The sequence below is a fragment of the Dactylosporangium siamense genome, assembly GCF_016862795.1.
Lineage (GTDB): Bacteria > Actinomycetota > Actinomycetes > Mycobacteriales > Micromonosporaceae > Dactylosporangium > Dactylosporangium siamense.
In genome coordinates, this window is sequence record NZ_BONQ01000029.1 from 113,012 (window position 1) to 128,451 (window position 15,440).

Below are 15,440 nucleotides of genomic sequence, written 5' to 3' on the forward strand. Positions count from 1 at the left end.
TCCTTCCGCGTCGGCCTGACCGCTACGTTATCGTCCCGCGCGCATCCGCAGCGTCGCCCATACCACCTTGCCGCCCGGCGCCTCGAGGAATCCCCAGGACGTGGCGACACCTTCGACAACCAGCAGCCCACGCCCGGACTCGAAATCGTCGTCGGCGGTGATCCTGCGCGGTGGCAGCCGGCTCTGGTCGCGAACGGCGATGTGCAGATAGCGCTGCCGCACCGCGATCGTGACCGTGCAGGCGGTCCGTGCGTGCAGGACCACGTTGGCGACCAGCTCGGTCACGATCAGCGCGGCGTCGTCGGCCAGGTACTCCAGCCCCCAACGCCCGCAGAACCGGTCGACGAGCTCCCGCGCGCCCGCGGTCGCCGCCGGGCCCGGCGGCAGGTCGACCTCGGCAAAGGCCGGCGCGGGGTGGTCGGCGTGCGCGGCAAGCGCCTCGGCACGCGACGCGAACGCCGGCACCTGCCGGGCCACCACCATCGTGCCCAGCCGCCGGGCGAGCGAAGGCGACGGGCCGCACAGCATCACCGGCACCCCGACTGCCTCACCCTGCCGCACCAGCGCCGGAAACGCCGTCAGGGTGATGTCGTCCTCGATGCCGAGCCCGCTCACGTCGATGAGCACCAGCTCCGGCCGGTCCGCGAGGGCCTTGAGCACGGCGGCGCGCAGCTGCGGCGCCGTGGCATGACCGAGCATCCCGCGGACCGTGACGTGGCACACCGGGAAGTCCCGCTCCAGGAAACACGTCAGACCCGTCATGGCTCACCGGTCACCGGGGTCTTGTCCTCGATCGACCCGAGCTGGTCGATGAGCTGGCGGATCACCCGCCCCGCGTCCTCGGCGTCGCGACCGACCTCGTTGTACCGCTCGGCGGTCGTCCTGCTGCCGCGGTTCCAGGCGGAATCCGCCATGCGCCGGCTCAGCGCGGCCTTCTCCTCCAGGCTGCGCAACGCCATCCACAGCGCGCCTTCCAGCACCTCACCCTGCTCCTCGAGCAGGCCCACCGCGCTCCACGCGTGCCCGACCCGGCAGCGGAATCTCGGCGGCCGGTGGTGGCCGGGCATCTCGAACAATGCCCCGTGGCAGCTCGGACAGCCGAACCCGGCCGGAATCCCGCCCGCGTCGGCGGCGGTCAGATCGTCCATGGCAACCATCGCGTCCTCCGCGTCCACCTGGGCGTCTCCGGATTGGGCGGCCGGGGCCGGGCCCGACATCCCGTCCAGCAGCTCAGCGAGCGCGGCGCCCATCGCGCCCACTGGCATGACTCGCGCATGCGGGACGAGTTCGGTGGCGTGGGCCGGCATTGAGGGATACAACGCCTCCGCCGGCGCCTGCACCAGACCGAACCCGCCGTGCTGCGTGATGGTGGCCAGTCCGAACGCGCCGTCGTCGCGGCTGCCGGACAGGACCACGCCGACGACGCCGCTCCCCCACGCCCGCGCGGCGGAACGGAACAGCGGGTCGATCGCCGGCCGGTGACCGTTCTCCGTCGGGCCGCGCGACAGCCGCAGGCGGCTGTCCGCCACCAGCACATGGAAGTTCGGCGGTGCGACGTAGACCGTCCCGGCCTCCAGCTGGCAACCGTCGGTCGCGTGCACGACCGGGTGCCGGCCCGCCCGCCGCAGGATGTGCGGCAGCGCGCTGGTGCCGGACCGGGGGATGTGCAGGACCACGCACACGGCGGCGTCGAGCTTGCCGGGCAGGCCGGCCACGAACGATCGCAGCGCCTCCACCCCGCCGGCTGAGGCACCGACCACGACGAGACCGCGCGGGTCACTCACCGCGCCGACCGTTCACACTCGCGGACTCTACGCCCTCCGCGAAAACATACGACGCTCATCTCGATGCCATCTCTCCCGTACCGCGAGATGAGCCATAACGGCGTCACTGTGTTAGTCCACCTGCCCCGGTCCCACGGGCGGCAAACACCTCACCTCTTGACGACGTCGTCATGCGGCCACGCTACGCCTCCGGGCTTGACCTTCGGGCCTGACCTTCCGGGCCTGACCTTCCGGGCCTGACCTTCCGGGCTTGACCTGGAGTCCGCTCCAGGTCATAGCGTGCATGGGGTACCCGGCACGACGACGGCAAGGAGCAGCAGCATGCGATACCGCACCCTCGGTCGCACCGGCATCCAGGTGAGCGTCCACTGTCTCGGGACGATGATGTTCGGTGCCGTCGGCAACCCCGACCACGACGACTGCGTGCGCATCATCCACGCCGCCCTCGACCGGGGCATCAACTTCGTCGACACCGCCGACATGTACTCCGCCGGCGAGTCGGAGGAGATCGTCGGCAAGGCGCTGCGGGGCCGCCGCGACGACGTCGTGCTCGCCACGAAGGTCCACTTCCCGATGGGCGAGGGACCGAACCACGGCGGCAACTCCCGGCGCTGGATCATCCGCGAGATCGAGGACAGCCTGCGCCGGCTCGGCACCGACTGGATCGACCTGTACCAGATCCACCGCCCCGACGCCGACACCGACGTCGAGGAGACCCTGTCCGTCCTCACCGACCTGGAACGGCAGGGGAAGATCCGCGCGTTCGGCTGCTCGACGTTCCCGGCCGAGCAGCTCGTCGAGGCACACCACGTCGCGGAACGGCGCGGACTGCACCGGTTCCGCACGGAGCAGCCGCCGTACTCGCTGCTGGCCCGCGGCATCGAGAAGGACCTCCTGCCGGTCGCCGGGCGCTACGGCATGGGCGTGCTGACCTGGAGCCCCCTCGCGTCGGGGTTCCTGACCGGCCGCTACCGCCAGGGCCGGCCCGTGGACCTGTCGACCGGTCGCGCCGCGCTCAACCCGCACCGCTTCGACCCGGCGCTGGAGGAGAACGTGCGCAAGCTCGACGTGGTCGAGCAGCTCGTCAAGCTCGCCGAGGACCTCGGCTGCACGCTGCCGGAGCTCGCCCTCGCCTTCCCGGTCGCCCACCCCGCGGTCACGTCGGTCATCATCGGCCCGCGCACCATGGACCAGCTCGACGCCGCGCTGCGCGGCGCCGGCCTCACCCTCGACGACGCCGCCCTCGACCGGATCGACGAGATCGTCCCGCCGGGCACCGACCTGTACCGGGCCGACGGCGCCTGGCGCCCGCCCGCCCTGGCCGACCCGACCCTGCGCCGCCGCCGCACGGGCGACCGCGCCGCCGCCTGAGCCGTTCCTGCCGGTCTGCTCCACGGCGCGCTGCACCGCGTCCTCCACGGTGTGCCTTGCGGTGTGCTCTACGGTGTGGCGATGGTCAACTGGATCGCCAAGGTCGGCTGCGAAGGCGGTCCACTGCTCGTCTGCGCCGCCTCAGCGTTCGCCGACTGGGGCGGCGCGGTGCTGGACGAGGACTACGACCTCGACCCCGCCTGCGACCTGCACCGCGCCAACCAGGTGCTGTACCCCACCGACGACGACGAGTTCGAGGCCGGCTTCGTCCAGTTCGCCGCACACACCGCACTGGTGTGGGAGATGGACGGATCCGGCGTCGCCGAGATCGCGGCGGCGGACACCAGCGTGCTCATCATGCGCTCCTGGGTCCGCAACACCGACGCACCGCACCGCTACGTCACCGGGCCGGCCGCGGCGGCCGCCGAACTGCCGGTCGGCGAGCTCGACCTGACCGGCGGCGGCCTCGCCGTCGTGTGGGCGCCGGTCGTCGCGGCGGAGGTCGGCCCGTTCCCGACGGCACCGCCCGCACCGGTCACCCTCGACCTGGACCACATCCACGGCGTCGGCGCCGTGCTGCCGGTGCGGCCCGGCCGGTACCAGGTCAGCCGCGGCTCCCTCACCGGCACCCGCGGGCAGTACGCACCGCTGGAGGAGCAGTACGGGCCGCCGGTCGCCGGCAGCGACGACGACTGGAGCTGCCGCTGGCTGCGGCTGCGGCCCATCGCCTGATCCGGCGCCGGCCTACATCGGGAAGCGGCCGCTGCGCCACTGCCAGTGACGGCCGGCCTTCAGGTGTTCGGTGACCGCGCGTTGCAGCACGGTGCGGCCCGGCAACTCCGCCAGCGGTGTGGTCAGGGAGCGGAACACGAACCGCAGCACCTCGACGTCGGCGTCGATACCCTCCGGCTCCTCGTAGGGCTCCAGCTCGAACCGCCGCTGGAACCGCACGATGTTCGAGTCCTCCGGCAGGTACTCCAGCAGCTGCGGGTCGAGCAGCCACGAGCCGCACGAGAACGCCGTGTAGTGCTCGTCGGGGAAGTGGTGCGGAAAGAACGCGCGGGCCCCGTCGAGCGACGCGTCGACCGCCTCCGCGGTCAGCGGGCCCGAGTCGGGGATGTGCAGGCCGATGGCGGTGTCGCCGCGTTGGTGCTGGAGCCGGCCCAGCTCGTACAGGCCGCCGCGCGAATGCAGGGTCAGCCAGCTCTGCATGACCGGCCAGCCCTCACGCCGCATCCGCCGGTCGATCGCGAGGTTGCGACCCAGGTCCGCGAGGGTCGCCCACGACACGGAATCGGGGACGCCGTGGTCACGGTGATACCCCATGGCAACGTCGACCAAGGCCAGGTACGCGTACACATACAGGTGCCGCCAGGCCGGTCCACGGTCGCGGGGCAGCTCCGGGCCGGGCACCAGCCAGCCGTGACCGCCGAGGTCGGCGCGCACCAGGGCGATCGAGCGGTCCAGCAGCCAGCGCAGCTCCGCGGTCCACAGTGGAGAGTCCGGGTCCGGCCAGCCCTCCATGACCTCGGCGGCGTCGTCCGGCCGCACCCCGAGCCGCTCGAGCATCGCGGGCGCGTCGGCCCTGGCGGGCAACGGCGCCGACGGCCAGTCACCGGCGAGCCGCTGCACGCGCTCGACGTCCTCGACGGGCACCCCGAGCCGTGCGGCGATGTCGTCCAGATCCACGCGGACGACCCTACCGGCCCATGCCCCGTCTGGACTGCCCCGGAGGACGAGGATGGACGCCTCCCCCGCGTCGAAGGCCGGCGGTCAGGCCGCTGCCCAGAAGGCCATCGCCAGGCCGAGGGCGCGTAGGTCGCCGGTCGTGGTGCCGGACATCTTGTTCATGACGTAGGCGATCGTGGTGTGCGCGTCCAGGTCGATGATGGCCAGGGAGCCGCCGTAGCCGCCCCAGAACAGCGTGCCCGGGTTGGGCATCAGCCCGGTGTCGAGGGCGAAGCCCAGGCCGAACCGCATCGGCACGCCGAGGACCAGGTCGACGCCTTCCACCTGCGGCCGCAACGCGCGGCGGCAGCCGGCCTCGGACATGAACCGGCGGCCTTTCGCGACGCCGCCGTTGGCCAGGATCGTGTGGATCTCGGCGACGGCGCGGGCGTTGCCGATGCCGCCGACCGCCGGGATCTCCGCGCCGCGCCAGGCGCGGGTCCGGGTCACCTCGACGTCCAGGGCCGGGTTGCCGGCGACGTTGGCCTGCAGCTCGCTGTCGCCCGCGCCGCTCATCGGCGGTGGGCCGGCGGGCGGGATCAGCTCGGCGACGCGCGCGTCCTGCGACGCGGGCAGGCCGATGTGGAAGTCGGCGCCCAGCGGCGCGGCGATCTCCTCGCGGAACACCGTCCCCAGTGACCGCCCGGTGATCCGCCGGACCACCTCGCCGACCAGATAGCCGTGCGTCAGGCCGTGGTAGCCCGAGGCCGTGCCGGGTTTCCAGAAGGGCTCCTGCGCGGCGAGTAGGGCGGTCATCTTCTCCCAGTCGTACAGGTCGGCCCCGGTGATCGGCTCGCGCCAGCCACACAGTCCGCTGGAGTGGCTCATGAGCTGGGCGACGGTGACGCGGTCCTTGCCGGCGGCGGCGAACTGCGGCCAGTACCGGGCCACCGGCGCGTCGAAGTCCAGCTCTCCGCGGTCGGCGACGAGCAACGCGGTCAGCGCGGTCATGGTCTTGGTGGTGGAGTACACACCGACGATCGTGTCCCGGCGCCACGGCCGGGCGCGGGCCGCGTCGGCGAACCCGCCCCACAGGTCGACGACGGTGTCGCCGTCCACCGTGGCGCAGAACGACGCGCCCACGTCCGTGCCGTCGGCCAGGTGCTGGTCGAACACCGCCCGGACGCCCGCGAACCGATCGCTCATCGACCGACCATGGACGTCCGGGCCGCCCGCGTCCAACCATTTAGGCCGGTCGGCCGTACCCGTACAACTTGTCGATGTCGACCGGGGCGACCTTCACGACCGTGCGGCTGTTGGGGGCGTGGATGATCTGGTTGTTGCCGATGTAGATCCCGACGTGCCCGAGGTTGTTGTAGAACACCAGGTCGCCGGGGGCGAGCTGGCTGCGGGTGATGTGGCGGACCTTCTGCCACTGCTGGGCGGCGTTGTGCGGCAACGACACCCCGGCCGCCTTCCACGCCATCATGGTCAGCCCGGAGCAGTCGAAGGTGTTCGGCCCGGCGGCGCCCCACACGTACTTCTTCCCCAGCTGCGCCCACGCGTAGTTGACCGCCTTGCCCGCCGAGCCGGACACCGCCGGCGGCTTGCCCGCGGGCGGCGGCGTGGTGGTCGTCGTCTTGGGCTTCGCGGCGGCAGCGGCGGCCGCCGCGGCTGCGGCCTCGGCCTTGGCCTGCATGGCGTCCAGCCGGGCGATGTCGCCCTCGATCTTCTTGCGGCGGGTCTCCAGCTCGATCTTCTGCTGGCTCTGCGCCGCCTTGGTGTCGTTGAGCCGGCGCTGCTCGGTGGTGAAGGCGTCCTTCGCCGCGCCGTACGCGGCCAGGTCCCGCTGCTGGCTGAGCGAGATCTGCCGGAGGGTGCCGACCCGGTCGGTGAAGCTGTCCGACGATCTCGCGCCGAGCATGAGCGACCAGGTGCCGAGGTTGCCGCCGCTCTTGTACGCGTTGACCGCGAGCGTGGTGGCCTCGTCCTGGGCGGTGTCCATGGTGGTCTGCAGCGGCGCCAGGTCGGCCTGCAGCTTGGTGATCGCCGCCTCGGTGGCCTCGAGGTCGCCCTTGACCTTGTTGTACTGCTCGACGACGAGCTCGACCTCTTCGTTGCCCTTGTCGATCTGGGCCTGGAGCTGCTCGGGTGTCGGATCCGCGTGCGCGGCGCAGGCCGGGGCGATCATCGACGCCACCGCCAGCGCGACGACCGCGGTGCGCAGCGTCGTGCGTCCGTTGAACACGGCACAGTCCTTCTTCCTGGACCGCTTACCGGGTTAGCTGACGGATTCGGGCGAGAAGAAGGACGCCCTACCGCGCCGCGGCGCGGATTCACCCCGATGGAGGTTGGTTCCCCGGCTCGTCGACCTCGTGCGGGACACGCGGCCGACGACTCAGCGGTGGCTGCCCGGCCACCCCGGCGGGGTGGCGGAGTCCGGCAGGCCAGCCCAAACGTAACGGCCGGAGACACCGTCGAGCCTCGATCTAAGCCACTCTTAACGAAGACTCAAGACGCACCTGCCTGTCTCCAGCGGCGTGAATATGGCGGTGCGCGACGTGGAGATCTGCGGCATCGTGGTTGTCCATGGCTGAACGGGTGATGTTCGTGCAGTTGAAGACCGGTCACGGCACCGACCAGGGACCGGCGTGGATCAGTAACGTCCGGTTCAACCGCACCTGGAAGACGGCCTACTGGCACGGCCGGACCCTGCGCCGCTGGCCCGGGATGTCCGACGCGAACTTCTTCGACGTCGAGACCGACGAGCGCTACTGGCTCTCGGGGCCGCACCGCGACCGGGCCGACACCCGGTACAGCAACATCCGGCCGACGATCGACGAGGACGTCCGCGACCTGTACGAGGCGTTCCTGCGCGGCGGACCCCTGCCGGGCCGGTAGCGCGGGCAGCGGTGGCGGCTCCGGTGCGCCATGATCGGGGCGGGAGGTTACCGTGCAGCGATATGTCGAGCTCGACGGCGTGCGCACCTGGTACGACGAACGCGGCGCGGGCGATCCGGTGGTGCTCCTGCACGGCGCGATCGTCGACTCGCGCTGCTTCGCCGGCAACCTGGACGCGCTGGACGGCGGGTTCCGGCTGTACGTGCCGGAGCGGCGCGGCCACGGGCACACCGCGGACCCGGGCGGACCGCTCAGCCCGCAGGTCATGGCGCGGGACACGGTCGCGTTCCTGCGGGACGTCGTCGGCGCGCCGGCCGCGCTGGTCGGTTACAGCGCGGGCGCGGTCGTGGCGCTGCTGACCGCGATCGCCCGACCCGACCTGGTGTCCCGGCTGGTGCTGATCAGCGGGGCCTTCCACCAGGACGGTGTCCTGTCGCCGCCGGCCGGCCCCGCCGACATCCCGCAGATCATCTACGACCAGCACGCCGAGGTGACCCCGGAAGGACCGGGCCACCTGGTGTCCGTCATCGAGCGGATCGCCGCGTCGTCCGACGCCGGCGACCTGGCGCTGGCCGCCGCCGACCTGAGCGCGGTGACCTGCCGGACGCTGGTCATGGCCGGCGACGACGACGCCGTGTCCCTGGATCACGTCCTGCGGCTCTACCGGGCGCTGCCCGACGCCGAGCTCGCCGTGGTGCCCAACGCCTCGCACACCCTGCTCATCGAGCACCCGCAACTGTGCACCGGGCTCGTCACCACGTTCCTGTCCGGCCCGCCGGCACCCACGCACATGCCGATCCGCCGGGCCTGAGCAGGGGCGGGCTCAGGCATAGTCGGCCGCCTGCATGGTGCAGACGGTGGCGTACCAGCCGCCGGTGGCCATCAGCTCCTCGTGCGTGCCGACCTCGGCGACCCTGCCGTCGCGCAGCGTCACGATGAGGTCGGCGGTGCGGACGGTCGAGAAGCGGTGCGACACGAGCAGCGTGACGCACCCGTTGACCGCCGCGTCCGCCCGCCCGACCTCCAGGCAGCCGGCGAACAGGGCGGCCTCGCTCTCCGCGTCCAGGCTGGCGGTCGGCTCGTCCAGCACGCGCAGCAGCGGCGCCTCGCGCATCATCGACCGGCCGAGGGCCAGCTTCTGCCACTGCCCCTCCGACGGCAGGGCGCCACCCGGCATCGACCGGCCCAGCGGCGTCTCCAGCCCGTCGGCGAGCCGGCCGATCACGTCGGCCGAGCCGGCCCTGGTCAGCGCCCCGGCCGCGGCCTCCCGGTCGCCGAGGCGCGGCAGGTCACCGGCCCCGACGGTGTCGCCGGCGGGCAGCTCGAACCGGCAGAAGTCCTGGAACCCGGCCGCGAGCCGCTCGCGCACGCTGTGATGGTCGAGCGTCACGAGGTCGACGCCGTCGAGCAGGATCTGGCCGGCGGTCGGCCGGTACAGCCCCATCAGCAGCTTGACCAGGGTCGACTTGCCCGCTCCGTTGTGCCCGGCGAGGGCGACGACCGTGCCGGCGGGCAGGACGAGGCTGACGTCGTCGAGCACCGGCGGGCCGTCGGGGGTGTACCGGAACGTCACGCCCCGCAGCTCGATGCTGTGCCGCAGGCCGGCCGGTGCGGTCGCGCTGCCGGAGCACCGGTCGCCGGCCTGCTCCACGAGGCGCTCCAGCCAGGTGAACCGCTCCAGGATCGTGCTGAGCCGGCTGAGCTTGCTGAACGTCGTCGCCGCCTGCTCGGCCTGGGCGACCAGTTGCATCGCCAGGACGGCCAGCAGGAACACCACGCCGCCGCTGCGCACGCCGGGGTCGTCGCGGGACAGCCAGAGCAGCAGCAGGACGCCCGCGGCGAACAGCGTCCACCCGATGGTCATGATCCGTCCCGTGCGGAAGCGGGCCAGCCGCTGCCTGCGGTCCGCGGTGCGCAGCAGCTCGTCCTGCCGGTCGGCGACGGCGCCGGTCATGCCGTACTGGCGCAGCTCGCCGGCCGAGCCCGGCTCGGTCCCGGCCAGGAAGAGCATGCGCGCGGCCCGCATCGGCGCGGAGATGTCGTCGAGCATGCTGGAGATCTCCCGCTCGGCCCGCATCGACGCGAGCACCGGCAGCAGCACGAGCAGCGGGAGCGGCGTCAGGACCGGAGCGACGAACGCCAACAGGACGGCGGCGGCAGCGAAGCGCACCGCCAGCGCGACGGTCTCGATGATCGTGGTGATCGAGCCGACGAGGTGCCGCGGCCGCCCGGCGAGGGTGAACACCCGGTCCTGGAAGTCGGGGGACTCGACCGCGGACAGGTCGGGCAGCTCGTGCACGAGCCCGCTCAGCCGCTGCTCCAGCCAGTGGTCGGTGCGCTCCTCCAGCACCGTCTGGCTGGTCATCGACACCCATTGGGCGCCGACCCAGCACAGGCCGACGGCGCCCATCGCGATCGCGGCGAGCCGGATCCGGCCGGTGTCGTGGGCGGTGAGGCCGTCCACGAGCGTGCGGACCGTCCAGGCCAGCCCGACCGGCAGCGCCGCCTCCACCAGCGCGACGACGATGACCGCGCCCGCCAGGCCCGGACTGGCCTGGAACGACGCCCGGAGCACCAGGCGGACGGCCGAGCCCGACGCGGCGAGTGACCGGCGGACGGCACCGGACACGCTCATCGGACGACCGCCGCCTGCGCGTCGAACATCTGCGCGTACAGGCCGCCCTGCTGGATCAGGGTGGCGTGGTCGCCGGTCTCGACGATCCGGCCGCCGTCGAGCACAACGATGCGGTCCACCCGCCGGACGGTCGCGAACCGGTGCGACACCAGCAGCAAGGTGTGCTCCCTCGTCGCGTCGATGATGGCGTCGTACACGGCGCGCTCCGCCTCGATGTCCAGGTTGGCCGTCGGCTCGTCCAGCGCCAGGACGGTCGCGCCGGTGCGCAGTGCGTGCAGGCCACGGGCGAGCGCGACCTTCTGCCACTGCCCGCCGGACAGGTCGGTGCCGCCGGCCAGCTGCGGGGACAGGACGGTGTCCCACCCGTGCGGCAGGTCGGCCAGGACCGTGTCCAGGTCGGCCTGGGCGGCGACCGCGGCCAGCGTGCGGGCGTCGGTCGCCCGCCCCGGCCCCGCGACGTTCTCCCGCACCGTCAGCGGCAGCCGCACGAAGTCCTGGGTCATCGTGGCGAGCCGGCTGCGCCACCGTTGCGGGTCGAGCTCGCGCAGCGGCACCCCGTCGACCAGGATCTCCCCGGACGTCGGCTCGTGGCTGCGCAGCAGCAGCTTCAGCAGGGTGCTCTTCCCGGCGCCGTTGCGCCCGACGATCGCCAGCGAGCCGCCGGCCGGGATGGTCATCGAGACCCCGTGCAGGACCTGGGTGCCGTCGGGGTACGAGAAGCTGACGTCGCGCAGCACGATCTCGCGCACCGGCGCCGCGCCCGGGTCACGGTCACCGGTCGGGCCGGCGGGCCGCGTCGCATCCTCGACCTCGACCAGGGCGTCGACGGCGTCCCAGCCGATGTGGGCCAGCCGGTCCCATTCGGTGACCGCGGCGAACCGCAACAGCCCGATGCCGGCCTGCACCCCGACGACGAGCGCGGCGAGGCTCACGGCACCGTCCTGCCAGCCGTCGGCGAGCACGGCGATGCCGGCGGCCTGCCCGGCGCCGAGCAGCACGGCGCCGGCGGCGATCTTCCACCAGGCGATGCGCCGCCCCTGCCAGGCGGCCGTGGACACCCGCAGCCATTCGGTGTGGTGCAGGCCCAGCAGCCACCGGCCGAGGCCGAAGACCCGGGTCTCCTTCTCCGCACCGGGCCGCAGCAGCAGGTCGCGCAGGTAGTGGCCGCGGCGCAGGGCGCCCGGGTCCAGGTGCAGCTGCTGCAGCAGCTGCCGGTAGTTGTCCCGCAGCCCCCGGCCGACGACCAGGTGCAGCGCCCCCGACCCGGCCGCCAGGACCGGGTCGACCCAGGCCAGCAGGGCGACGCAGCCGACGGCGGTGAGCAGGACCTGGATCCGGCCGGTCACGCCGAGCAGCCCGCCCGCCGGCCCGCCGAGCCGGTTGGCCAGGCCGTGCGCGGTGGCGATGCGGCCCTGCAGCCGGGGGTCCTCCAGGTGTCCGAGACCGACCGGCCGGGCCACCGCCTCGATGAGCCGGCGCCGCAGCACGATGTCCATCCGCCGGGCGAGGGCCTCCAGGACGTCGGAGCGGACCATGCCGCTCAGCTGTGACAGCGCCAGGACGACGGCCATCGCCGCCACCACCAGCCCGAGCGACCCGGCCGACCCGTCGTCGCGGCGGGCGAGCAGCCCGACCGCCGTGCCGGACAGGATGATGAACAGGGCGGGGACGGAAGCGCTGAGCAGCGTGGTGGACACCGCGACGGCGGCGAGCCCGGGACTGGCCCGGCCGACCGCGACGACGGCCGGCCACCAGGACGGCCCGCGGCGGCCGGTCGCGCCCTCGTCAGGTCGCGTCATCGATCGCTGTCGCGCTGCCTCGCGAGAAAACGGGGGCAACGGTGCTGATCCGTGCCGCATGCAGCATCGAGTCATGCTAACAGCGCAGGCCGTCGCATTCCGTCCCGTTGCGAACCCTGTCAATGCGTCGCTACACCGGCGGGCCGGCCTTCAGCACGCCACGGACGGCGTCCACGGTCACCGACTCCGGGTCGAAGGCGGTCAGCCACCAGGTCGCACCCGCCGCCTCGTACGGCCGCAGGTCCGTGCCCGGCGCCAGCTCCACCGCGATGTCATACGGGCCGGGGCCGCGCAGCCCGGCGATGACGGCGGCCGCCTCCGCGAGCTGGTCCGGGTGTTCGAGGTTGACCGGGACGTATCCGTCGTGGCGCGCGGCGCGTCGCATCGGCCGCTGCTTGCCGGGGAAGCCGCCGACCCACACCGGGACGCCCGGGCGCTGCACGGGGCGGGGCAGGAACGTCACGTCGTCGACCGTGTAGTGCGTGCCGTGGTGCCGGACCGGCTCGCCCGACCACGCCCCGGTGAGGATCGACAGGGCCTCGTCGAGCATCGCGCCGCGGGTCCGCTCGTCGCCGGCCTCGCCGGTGGCCGAGTACTCGGCGCCGAAGCGGTCGCTGCCGACCCCGACGCCGAGCGTGAGCCGGCCACCGCTGAGCAGGTCCAGGGTGGCCGTCTCGCGGGCCAGCTTGACCGGGCGGCGCCGGGCCAGCGGGGTGATCATCGGGCCGAGGCGGAGCCGGGACGTCACCATCGCCGCCGCGGTCAGCGTGACCCACGGGTCGGCCACCGCCTGCACGGGTGCGTGCCATCGCACGTGGTCCCACACGAACAGGGCATGCCAGCCGTGCTCCTCGGCCTCGGCGGCGAGCCGGGCCACGGTGCGAGGGTCGGCGAGCTGGTCGAAGAGCGGCAGCCAGAGTGCGGATCGCATGGCCTCGACGGTACGGATCCCGCTGCGTTTACGCAGGCGCCCCCTGTGGGGTGAATGCGGCGGCGAAGTCGCGGGCGAAACCGCTGATGTCGCGGGCCGGGCGGCCGGTCAGCGCGCGCACCTGATCCGTGGTGCGCTCGAAGCCGCCGGCGCGGATGACGCCGAAGACGCCGGCCAGGTGGGTGCCGAGCCAGTCCGGCACGTCGGCGCCCTCGAAGCGGGGCCGGGCCTCCTCCTCGGTCAGGTCGACCGAGCGGACGGGCCGGCCGGTCGCGTCGCCGAGCGCCGCCGCGACGTCCGCGAACGTGATCGCCGCCGGGCCGGTGAGGTCGTAGCTGCGGCCCGGGAGCGTCTCGGCGACCAGTGTCGCGGCGGCGACCGCGGCGACGTCCCGGATGTCGATCATGGCGATCCGGCGGCCGGCGGTGGGTGCGTGCAGCAGGCCGGTGTGCGCGACGCCGCCGGCGACCATGAGCAGGTTCGTCATGAAGAACGCGGGCCGCAGCACGACCGCGGCCAGCCCGGACCGGCGCAGGTGCGCCTCGACCTCGCCGTGCCAGCGAAACGCGGGCAGCGCCGAGGACTCCTCGGCGTGCATCGCGGACAGCTTCACGATCCGGTCGACCCCCTCCTCCGCGGCGGCGTCGATGACCGCGGTCTCGTGGGCGACCTTGCGCGGGCCGTCGGCGGCGCTGACGTACACCCGGTCGACGCCGTGCAGCGCACGCCGGAGCGACGCGGGATCGTCGAAGTCGCCGGGGACGAGCTCGACGTCGCCGAGTTTCGCCGCGGCGGCCCGCGGGTCGCGGACGAAGGCCCGCACGTCGGCGCCGCGGGCCCGCAGTTCATGGATGACGTTCGCGCCGACGGCACCGGTGGCGCCGGTGACGAGGATCCGGGTCATGAGCTTGCCTCTCGATCGGGAGCCGGTGGGATGTTGTGGCCGAGGTGGAAGACGTTCGCCGGGTCCCAGGCGCGTTTGACGGCGGCCAGGCGGGCGTAGTTGTCGGGGGTGAAGGCGGTGTGGGTCTTCGTCCGGTCGGTGAGCAGCGTGAGGAACGAGCCGCCGGTCGCGAACGGGCGCAGCCGGCCGGTGAGGCGGTCCAGGGCCGCGTCGGCGGCGGTCCGGTCGGGACCCGGGTAGGGCGCGACGGCCATCACGGAGAACGGCACGTCGCGGTGCCCGGCCGGGCCGGCGTCCGGGCCGGGGTCGGCCATCGCGCCGCCCCAGTGCCGCACGTCGACGAACGCGAGCGGGGAGTCGGCGGCGCCGGCCTCGACGATCGCGTGCAGGGCCGCGTCCGGCAGGGCGTGGAACAGCTCGATCTCCTGCCGGTTGGCCATCGGCGGCGCGTCCGGGCCGTTGGTGGCGTCACTGGCGGCCGGGAACGCCCGCATCCCGAACCCGTCCAGCAGCGGCGGGCCGGCCGCCTCCAGCAGCGGGGCGAGGACCCGGTCCCCGTCGTCACCGTGGTGGAACGCCCGGATCGCCAGGACCCGCCGCCCACGCAGCGCCTCGGGGAACGCCGGCGACGGCGGCAGGCGGATCAGCAGCACCGCCGTGTTCATCGCCGCGGGCTCGCCGAGGGCCCACTCCCGATACGCGGCGAGGGTGTCGAAGGCGCGTTCCAGGGGGTAGAACGACATGCCGGAGTAGACCCGCGGCACCGGGTACAGCCGGAACTCCAGCGAGGTGACGACGCCGAAGTTTCCACCCCCGCCACGCAACGCCCAGAACAGGTCGGGGTGCTGCCGCGCGGTCGCGGTCAGCGCCACCCCGTCGGCGGTGACGACGTCCGCGCTCACGACGCTGTCGGCGGCGAACCCGAACGTCCGCGACAGCCATGACTGCCCGCCGCCGAGGGTGTACCCGGTGACCCCGACCGTGCTGCACCGGCCCGCGAGCCCGGCCAGGCCGTAGCGGGCGGCGGCGCGGTTCACGTCCGCCCACACCGCCCCCGGCCCGACCCGGGCGACCCGGCGGTGCGGGTCGATCTCGATGCCGTCCAGCGCCGTCGTCTTGAGCAGCAGCGCGCCGTCGGCGGGCACGACAACGCCGTGGCCGGTCGCCTGCACCGCCAGCGGCAGGTCGTGCTCCCGGGCGGCGAGCACCGCGGTGCGCACGTCGGCAGTGGTCGCGGCCGCGGCGATCAGCGCCGGGTGGGACTCGAAGGTCCGGTGCCAGCCGAGCCGGTGCCCGTCATATCCCGTCTCGCCCGGGCGCAGGAGCGCACCGGCGAACCGGCGCTCCAGGTCCGTGTTCCTGAGCTTCGTCATGCGCTCGAAGCTAGGCAGCACCCTGCCGGGGACCGATGCGGTGTGGATGTGGTCCGGATGTGGTCCTACGCTGG

14 protein-coding genes and 1 riboswitch are annotated in these 15,440 nt (G+C 73.4%); of the genes, 4 read left to right on the forward strand and 10 right to left on the reverse strand.

Annotated features, from left to right (window positions below):
• Window positions 1–27 precede the first annotated feature (27 nt).
• A complete protein-coding gene (locus tag Dsi01nite_RS10100; RefSeq protein ID WP_203845807.1) occupies window positions 28–762 on the reverse strand; it encodes an ATP-binding protein in 735 nt (244 codons plus the stop codon).
• Window positions 759–1,784 carry a chemotaxis protein CheB gene (locus Dsi01nite_RS10105; protein ID WP_203845808.1) on the reverse strand — a complete coding sequence of 342 codons (1,026 nt, stop codon included), beginning with the start codon at window positions 1,782–1,784 and terminating at the stop codon, window positions 759–761. Before Dsi01nite_RS10105 ends, Dsi01nite_RS10100 begins: the two co-directional genes overlap by 4 nt.
• Before the next feature lie 321 nt (window positions 1,785–2,105).
• On the opposite strand from Dsi01nite_RS10105, the gene Dsi01nite_RS10110 reads away from it, so the two are divergent.
• Both Dsi01nite_RS10110 and Dsi01nite_RS10115 read left to right on the forward strand, forming a co-directional pair.
• Window positions 2,106–3,155: an aldo/keto reductase gene (locus Dsi01nite_RS10110; protein ID WP_203845809.1), complete on the forward strand. Its 1,050-nt coding sequence runs from the start codon at window positions 2,106–2,108 to the stop codon at window positions 3,153–3,155.
• 81 nt (window positions 3,156–3,236) lie between these two features.
• Window positions 3,237–3,887, forward strand: coding sequence for a hypothetical protein (locus Dsi01nite_RS10115; protein WP_203845810.1), 651 nt, complete (start codon window positions 3,237–3,239; stop codon window positions 3,885–3,887).
• Window positions 3,888–3,899: 12 nt separating this feature from the next.
• Here the strand turns inward: Dsi01nite_RS10115 and Dsi01nite_RS10120 are convergent, their stop codons facing one another.
• From Dsi01nite_RS10120 to Dsi01nite_RS10130, 3 genes are all read right to left on the reverse strand, one after another.
• Window positions 3,900–4,844 carry an acyltransferase domain-containing protein gene (locus Dsi01nite_RS10120; protein ID WP_203845811.1) on the reverse strand — a complete coding sequence of 315 codons (945 nt, stop codon included), beginning with the start codon at window positions 4,842–4,844 and terminating at the stop codon, window positions 3,900–3,902.
• A gap of 84 nt (window positions 4,845–4,928) precedes the next feature.
• Window positions 4,929–6,029, reverse strand: coding sequence for a serine hydrolase domain-containing protein (locus Dsi01nite_RS10125; RefSeq protein ID WP_203845812.1), 1,101 nt, complete (start codon window positions 6,027–6,029; stop codon window positions 4,929–4,931).
• 40 nt (window positions 6,030–6,069) lie between these two features.
• Entirely contained in the window at window positions 6,070–7,071 is a 1,002-nt protein-coding gene (locus Dsi01nite_RS10130; RefSeq protein WP_203845813.1) for a C40 family peptidase, read from the reverse strand.
• 7 nt (window positions 7,072–7,078) lie between these two features.
• Window positions 7,079–7,237: riboswitch (cyclic di-AMP (ydaO/yuaA leader) on the reverse strand.
• A gap of 175 nt (window positions 7,238–7,412) precedes the next feature.
• Between Dsi01nite_RS10130 and Dsi01nite_RS10135 the strand changes: the two genes are divergently transcribed.
• Both Dsi01nite_RS10135 and Dsi01nite_RS10140 read left to right on the forward strand, forming a co-directional pair.
• A complete protein-coding gene (locus tag Dsi01nite_RS10135; RefSeq protein WP_203845814.1) occupies window positions 7,413–7,724 on the forward strand; it encodes a hypothetical protein in 312 nt (103 codons plus the stop codon).
• 52 nt (window positions 7,725–7,776) lie between these two features.
• Window positions 7,777–8,535 (forward strand): alpha/beta fold hydrolase, encoded by a 759-nt coding sequence (locus Dsi01nite_RS10140; RefSeq protein WP_203845815.1) that lies wholly within the window; start codon window positions 7,777–7,779, stop codon window positions 8,533–8,535.
• Window positions 8,536–8,547: 12 nt separating this feature from the next.
• Here the strand turns inward: Dsi01nite_RS10140 and Dsi01nite_RS10145 are convergent, their stop codons facing one another.
• From Dsi01nite_RS10145 to Dsi01nite_RS10165, 5 genes are all read right to left on the reverse strand, one after another.
• On the reverse strand, window positions 8,548–10,359 hold the full coding sequence (locus Dsi01nite_RS10145; protein ID WP_203845816.1) for an ATP-binding cassette domain-containing protein: 1,812 nt from the start codon (window positions 10,357–10,359) through the stop codon (window positions 8,548–8,550).
• Complete coding sequence (locus Dsi01nite_RS58280) at window positions 10,356–12,158, reverse strand: ABC transporter ATP-binding protein (protein WP_203845817.1); 1,803 nt, start codon at window positions 12,156–12,158, stop codon at window positions 10,356–10,358. Before Dsi01nite_RS58280 ends, Dsi01nite_RS10145 begins: the two co-directional genes overlap by 4 nt.
• 130 nt (window positions 12,159–12,288) lie before the next feature.
• Window positions 12,289–13,089 carry an LLM class flavin-dependent oxidoreductase gene (locus Dsi01nite_RS10155; protein ID WP_203845818.1) on the reverse strand — a complete coding sequence of 267 codons (801 nt, stop codon included), beginning with the start codon at window positions 13,087–13,089 and terminating at the stop codon, window positions 12,289–12,291.
• 28 nt (window positions 13,090–13,117) lie between these two features.
• Complete coding sequence (locus tag Dsi01nite_RS10160) at window positions 13,118–13,993, reverse strand: SDR family oxidoreductase (protein ID WP_203845819.1); 876 nt, start codon at window positions 13,991–13,993, stop codon at window positions 13,118–13,120.
• Entirely contained in the window at window positions 13,990–15,366 is a 1,377-nt protein-coding gene (locus Dsi01nite_RS10165) for an FAD-binding oxidoreductase (RefSeq protein ID WP_203845820.1), read from the reverse strand. The genes Dsi01nite_RS10160 and Dsi01nite_RS10165 overlap by 4 nt, the downstream gene beginning before the upstream one ends.
• Between the last annotated feature and the right edge of the window lie 74 nt (window positions 15,367–15,440).

Bases quoted from the DNA above. Each gene is read 5' to 3' on its own strand.
- Dsi01nite_RS10110 (WP_203845809.1), top strand. From the start codon at position 2,106: ATGCGATACCGCACCCTCGGTCGCACCGGCATCCAGGTGAGCGTCCAC.
- Dsi01nite_RS10115 (WP_203845810.1), top strand. From the start codon at position 3,237: ATGGTCAACTGGATCGCCAAGGTCGGCTGCGAAGGCGGTCCACTGCTC.
- Dsi01nite_RS10125 (WP_203845812.1), bottom strand. From the start codon at position 6,029: ATGAGCGATCGGTTCGCGGGCGTCCGGGCGGTGTTCGACCAGCACCTG.
- Dsi01nite_RS10165 (WP_203845820.1), bottom strand. From the start codon at position 15,366: ATGACGAAGCTCAGGAACACGGACCTGGAGCGCCGGTTCGCCGGTGCG.
- Dsi01nite_RS58280 (WP_203845817.1), bottom strand. From the start codon at position 12,158: ATGACGCGACCTGACGAGGGCGCGACCGGCCGCCGCGGGCCGTCCTGG.
- Dsi01nite_RS10135 (WP_203845814.1), top strand. From the start codon at position 7,413: ATGGCTGAACGGGTGATGTTCGTGCAGTTGAAGACCGGTCACGGCACC.
- Dsi01nite_RS10145 (WP_203845816.1), bottom strand. From the start codon at position 10,359: ATGAGCGTGTCCGGTGCCGTCCGCCGGTCACTCGCCGCGTCGGGCTCG.
- Dsi01nite_RS10100 (WP_203845807.1), bottom strand. From the start codon at position 762: ATGACGGGTCTGACGTGTTTCCTGGAGCGGGACTTCCCGGTGTGCCAC.
- Dsi01nite_RS10160 (WP_203845819.1), bottom strand. From the start codon at position 13,993: ATGACCCGGATCCTCGTCACCGGCGCCACCGGTGCCGTCGGCGCGAAC.
- Dsi01nite_RS10155 (WP_203845818.1), bottom strand. From the start codon at position 13,089: ATGCGATCCGCACTCTGGCTGCCGCTCTTCGACCAGCTCGCCGACCCT.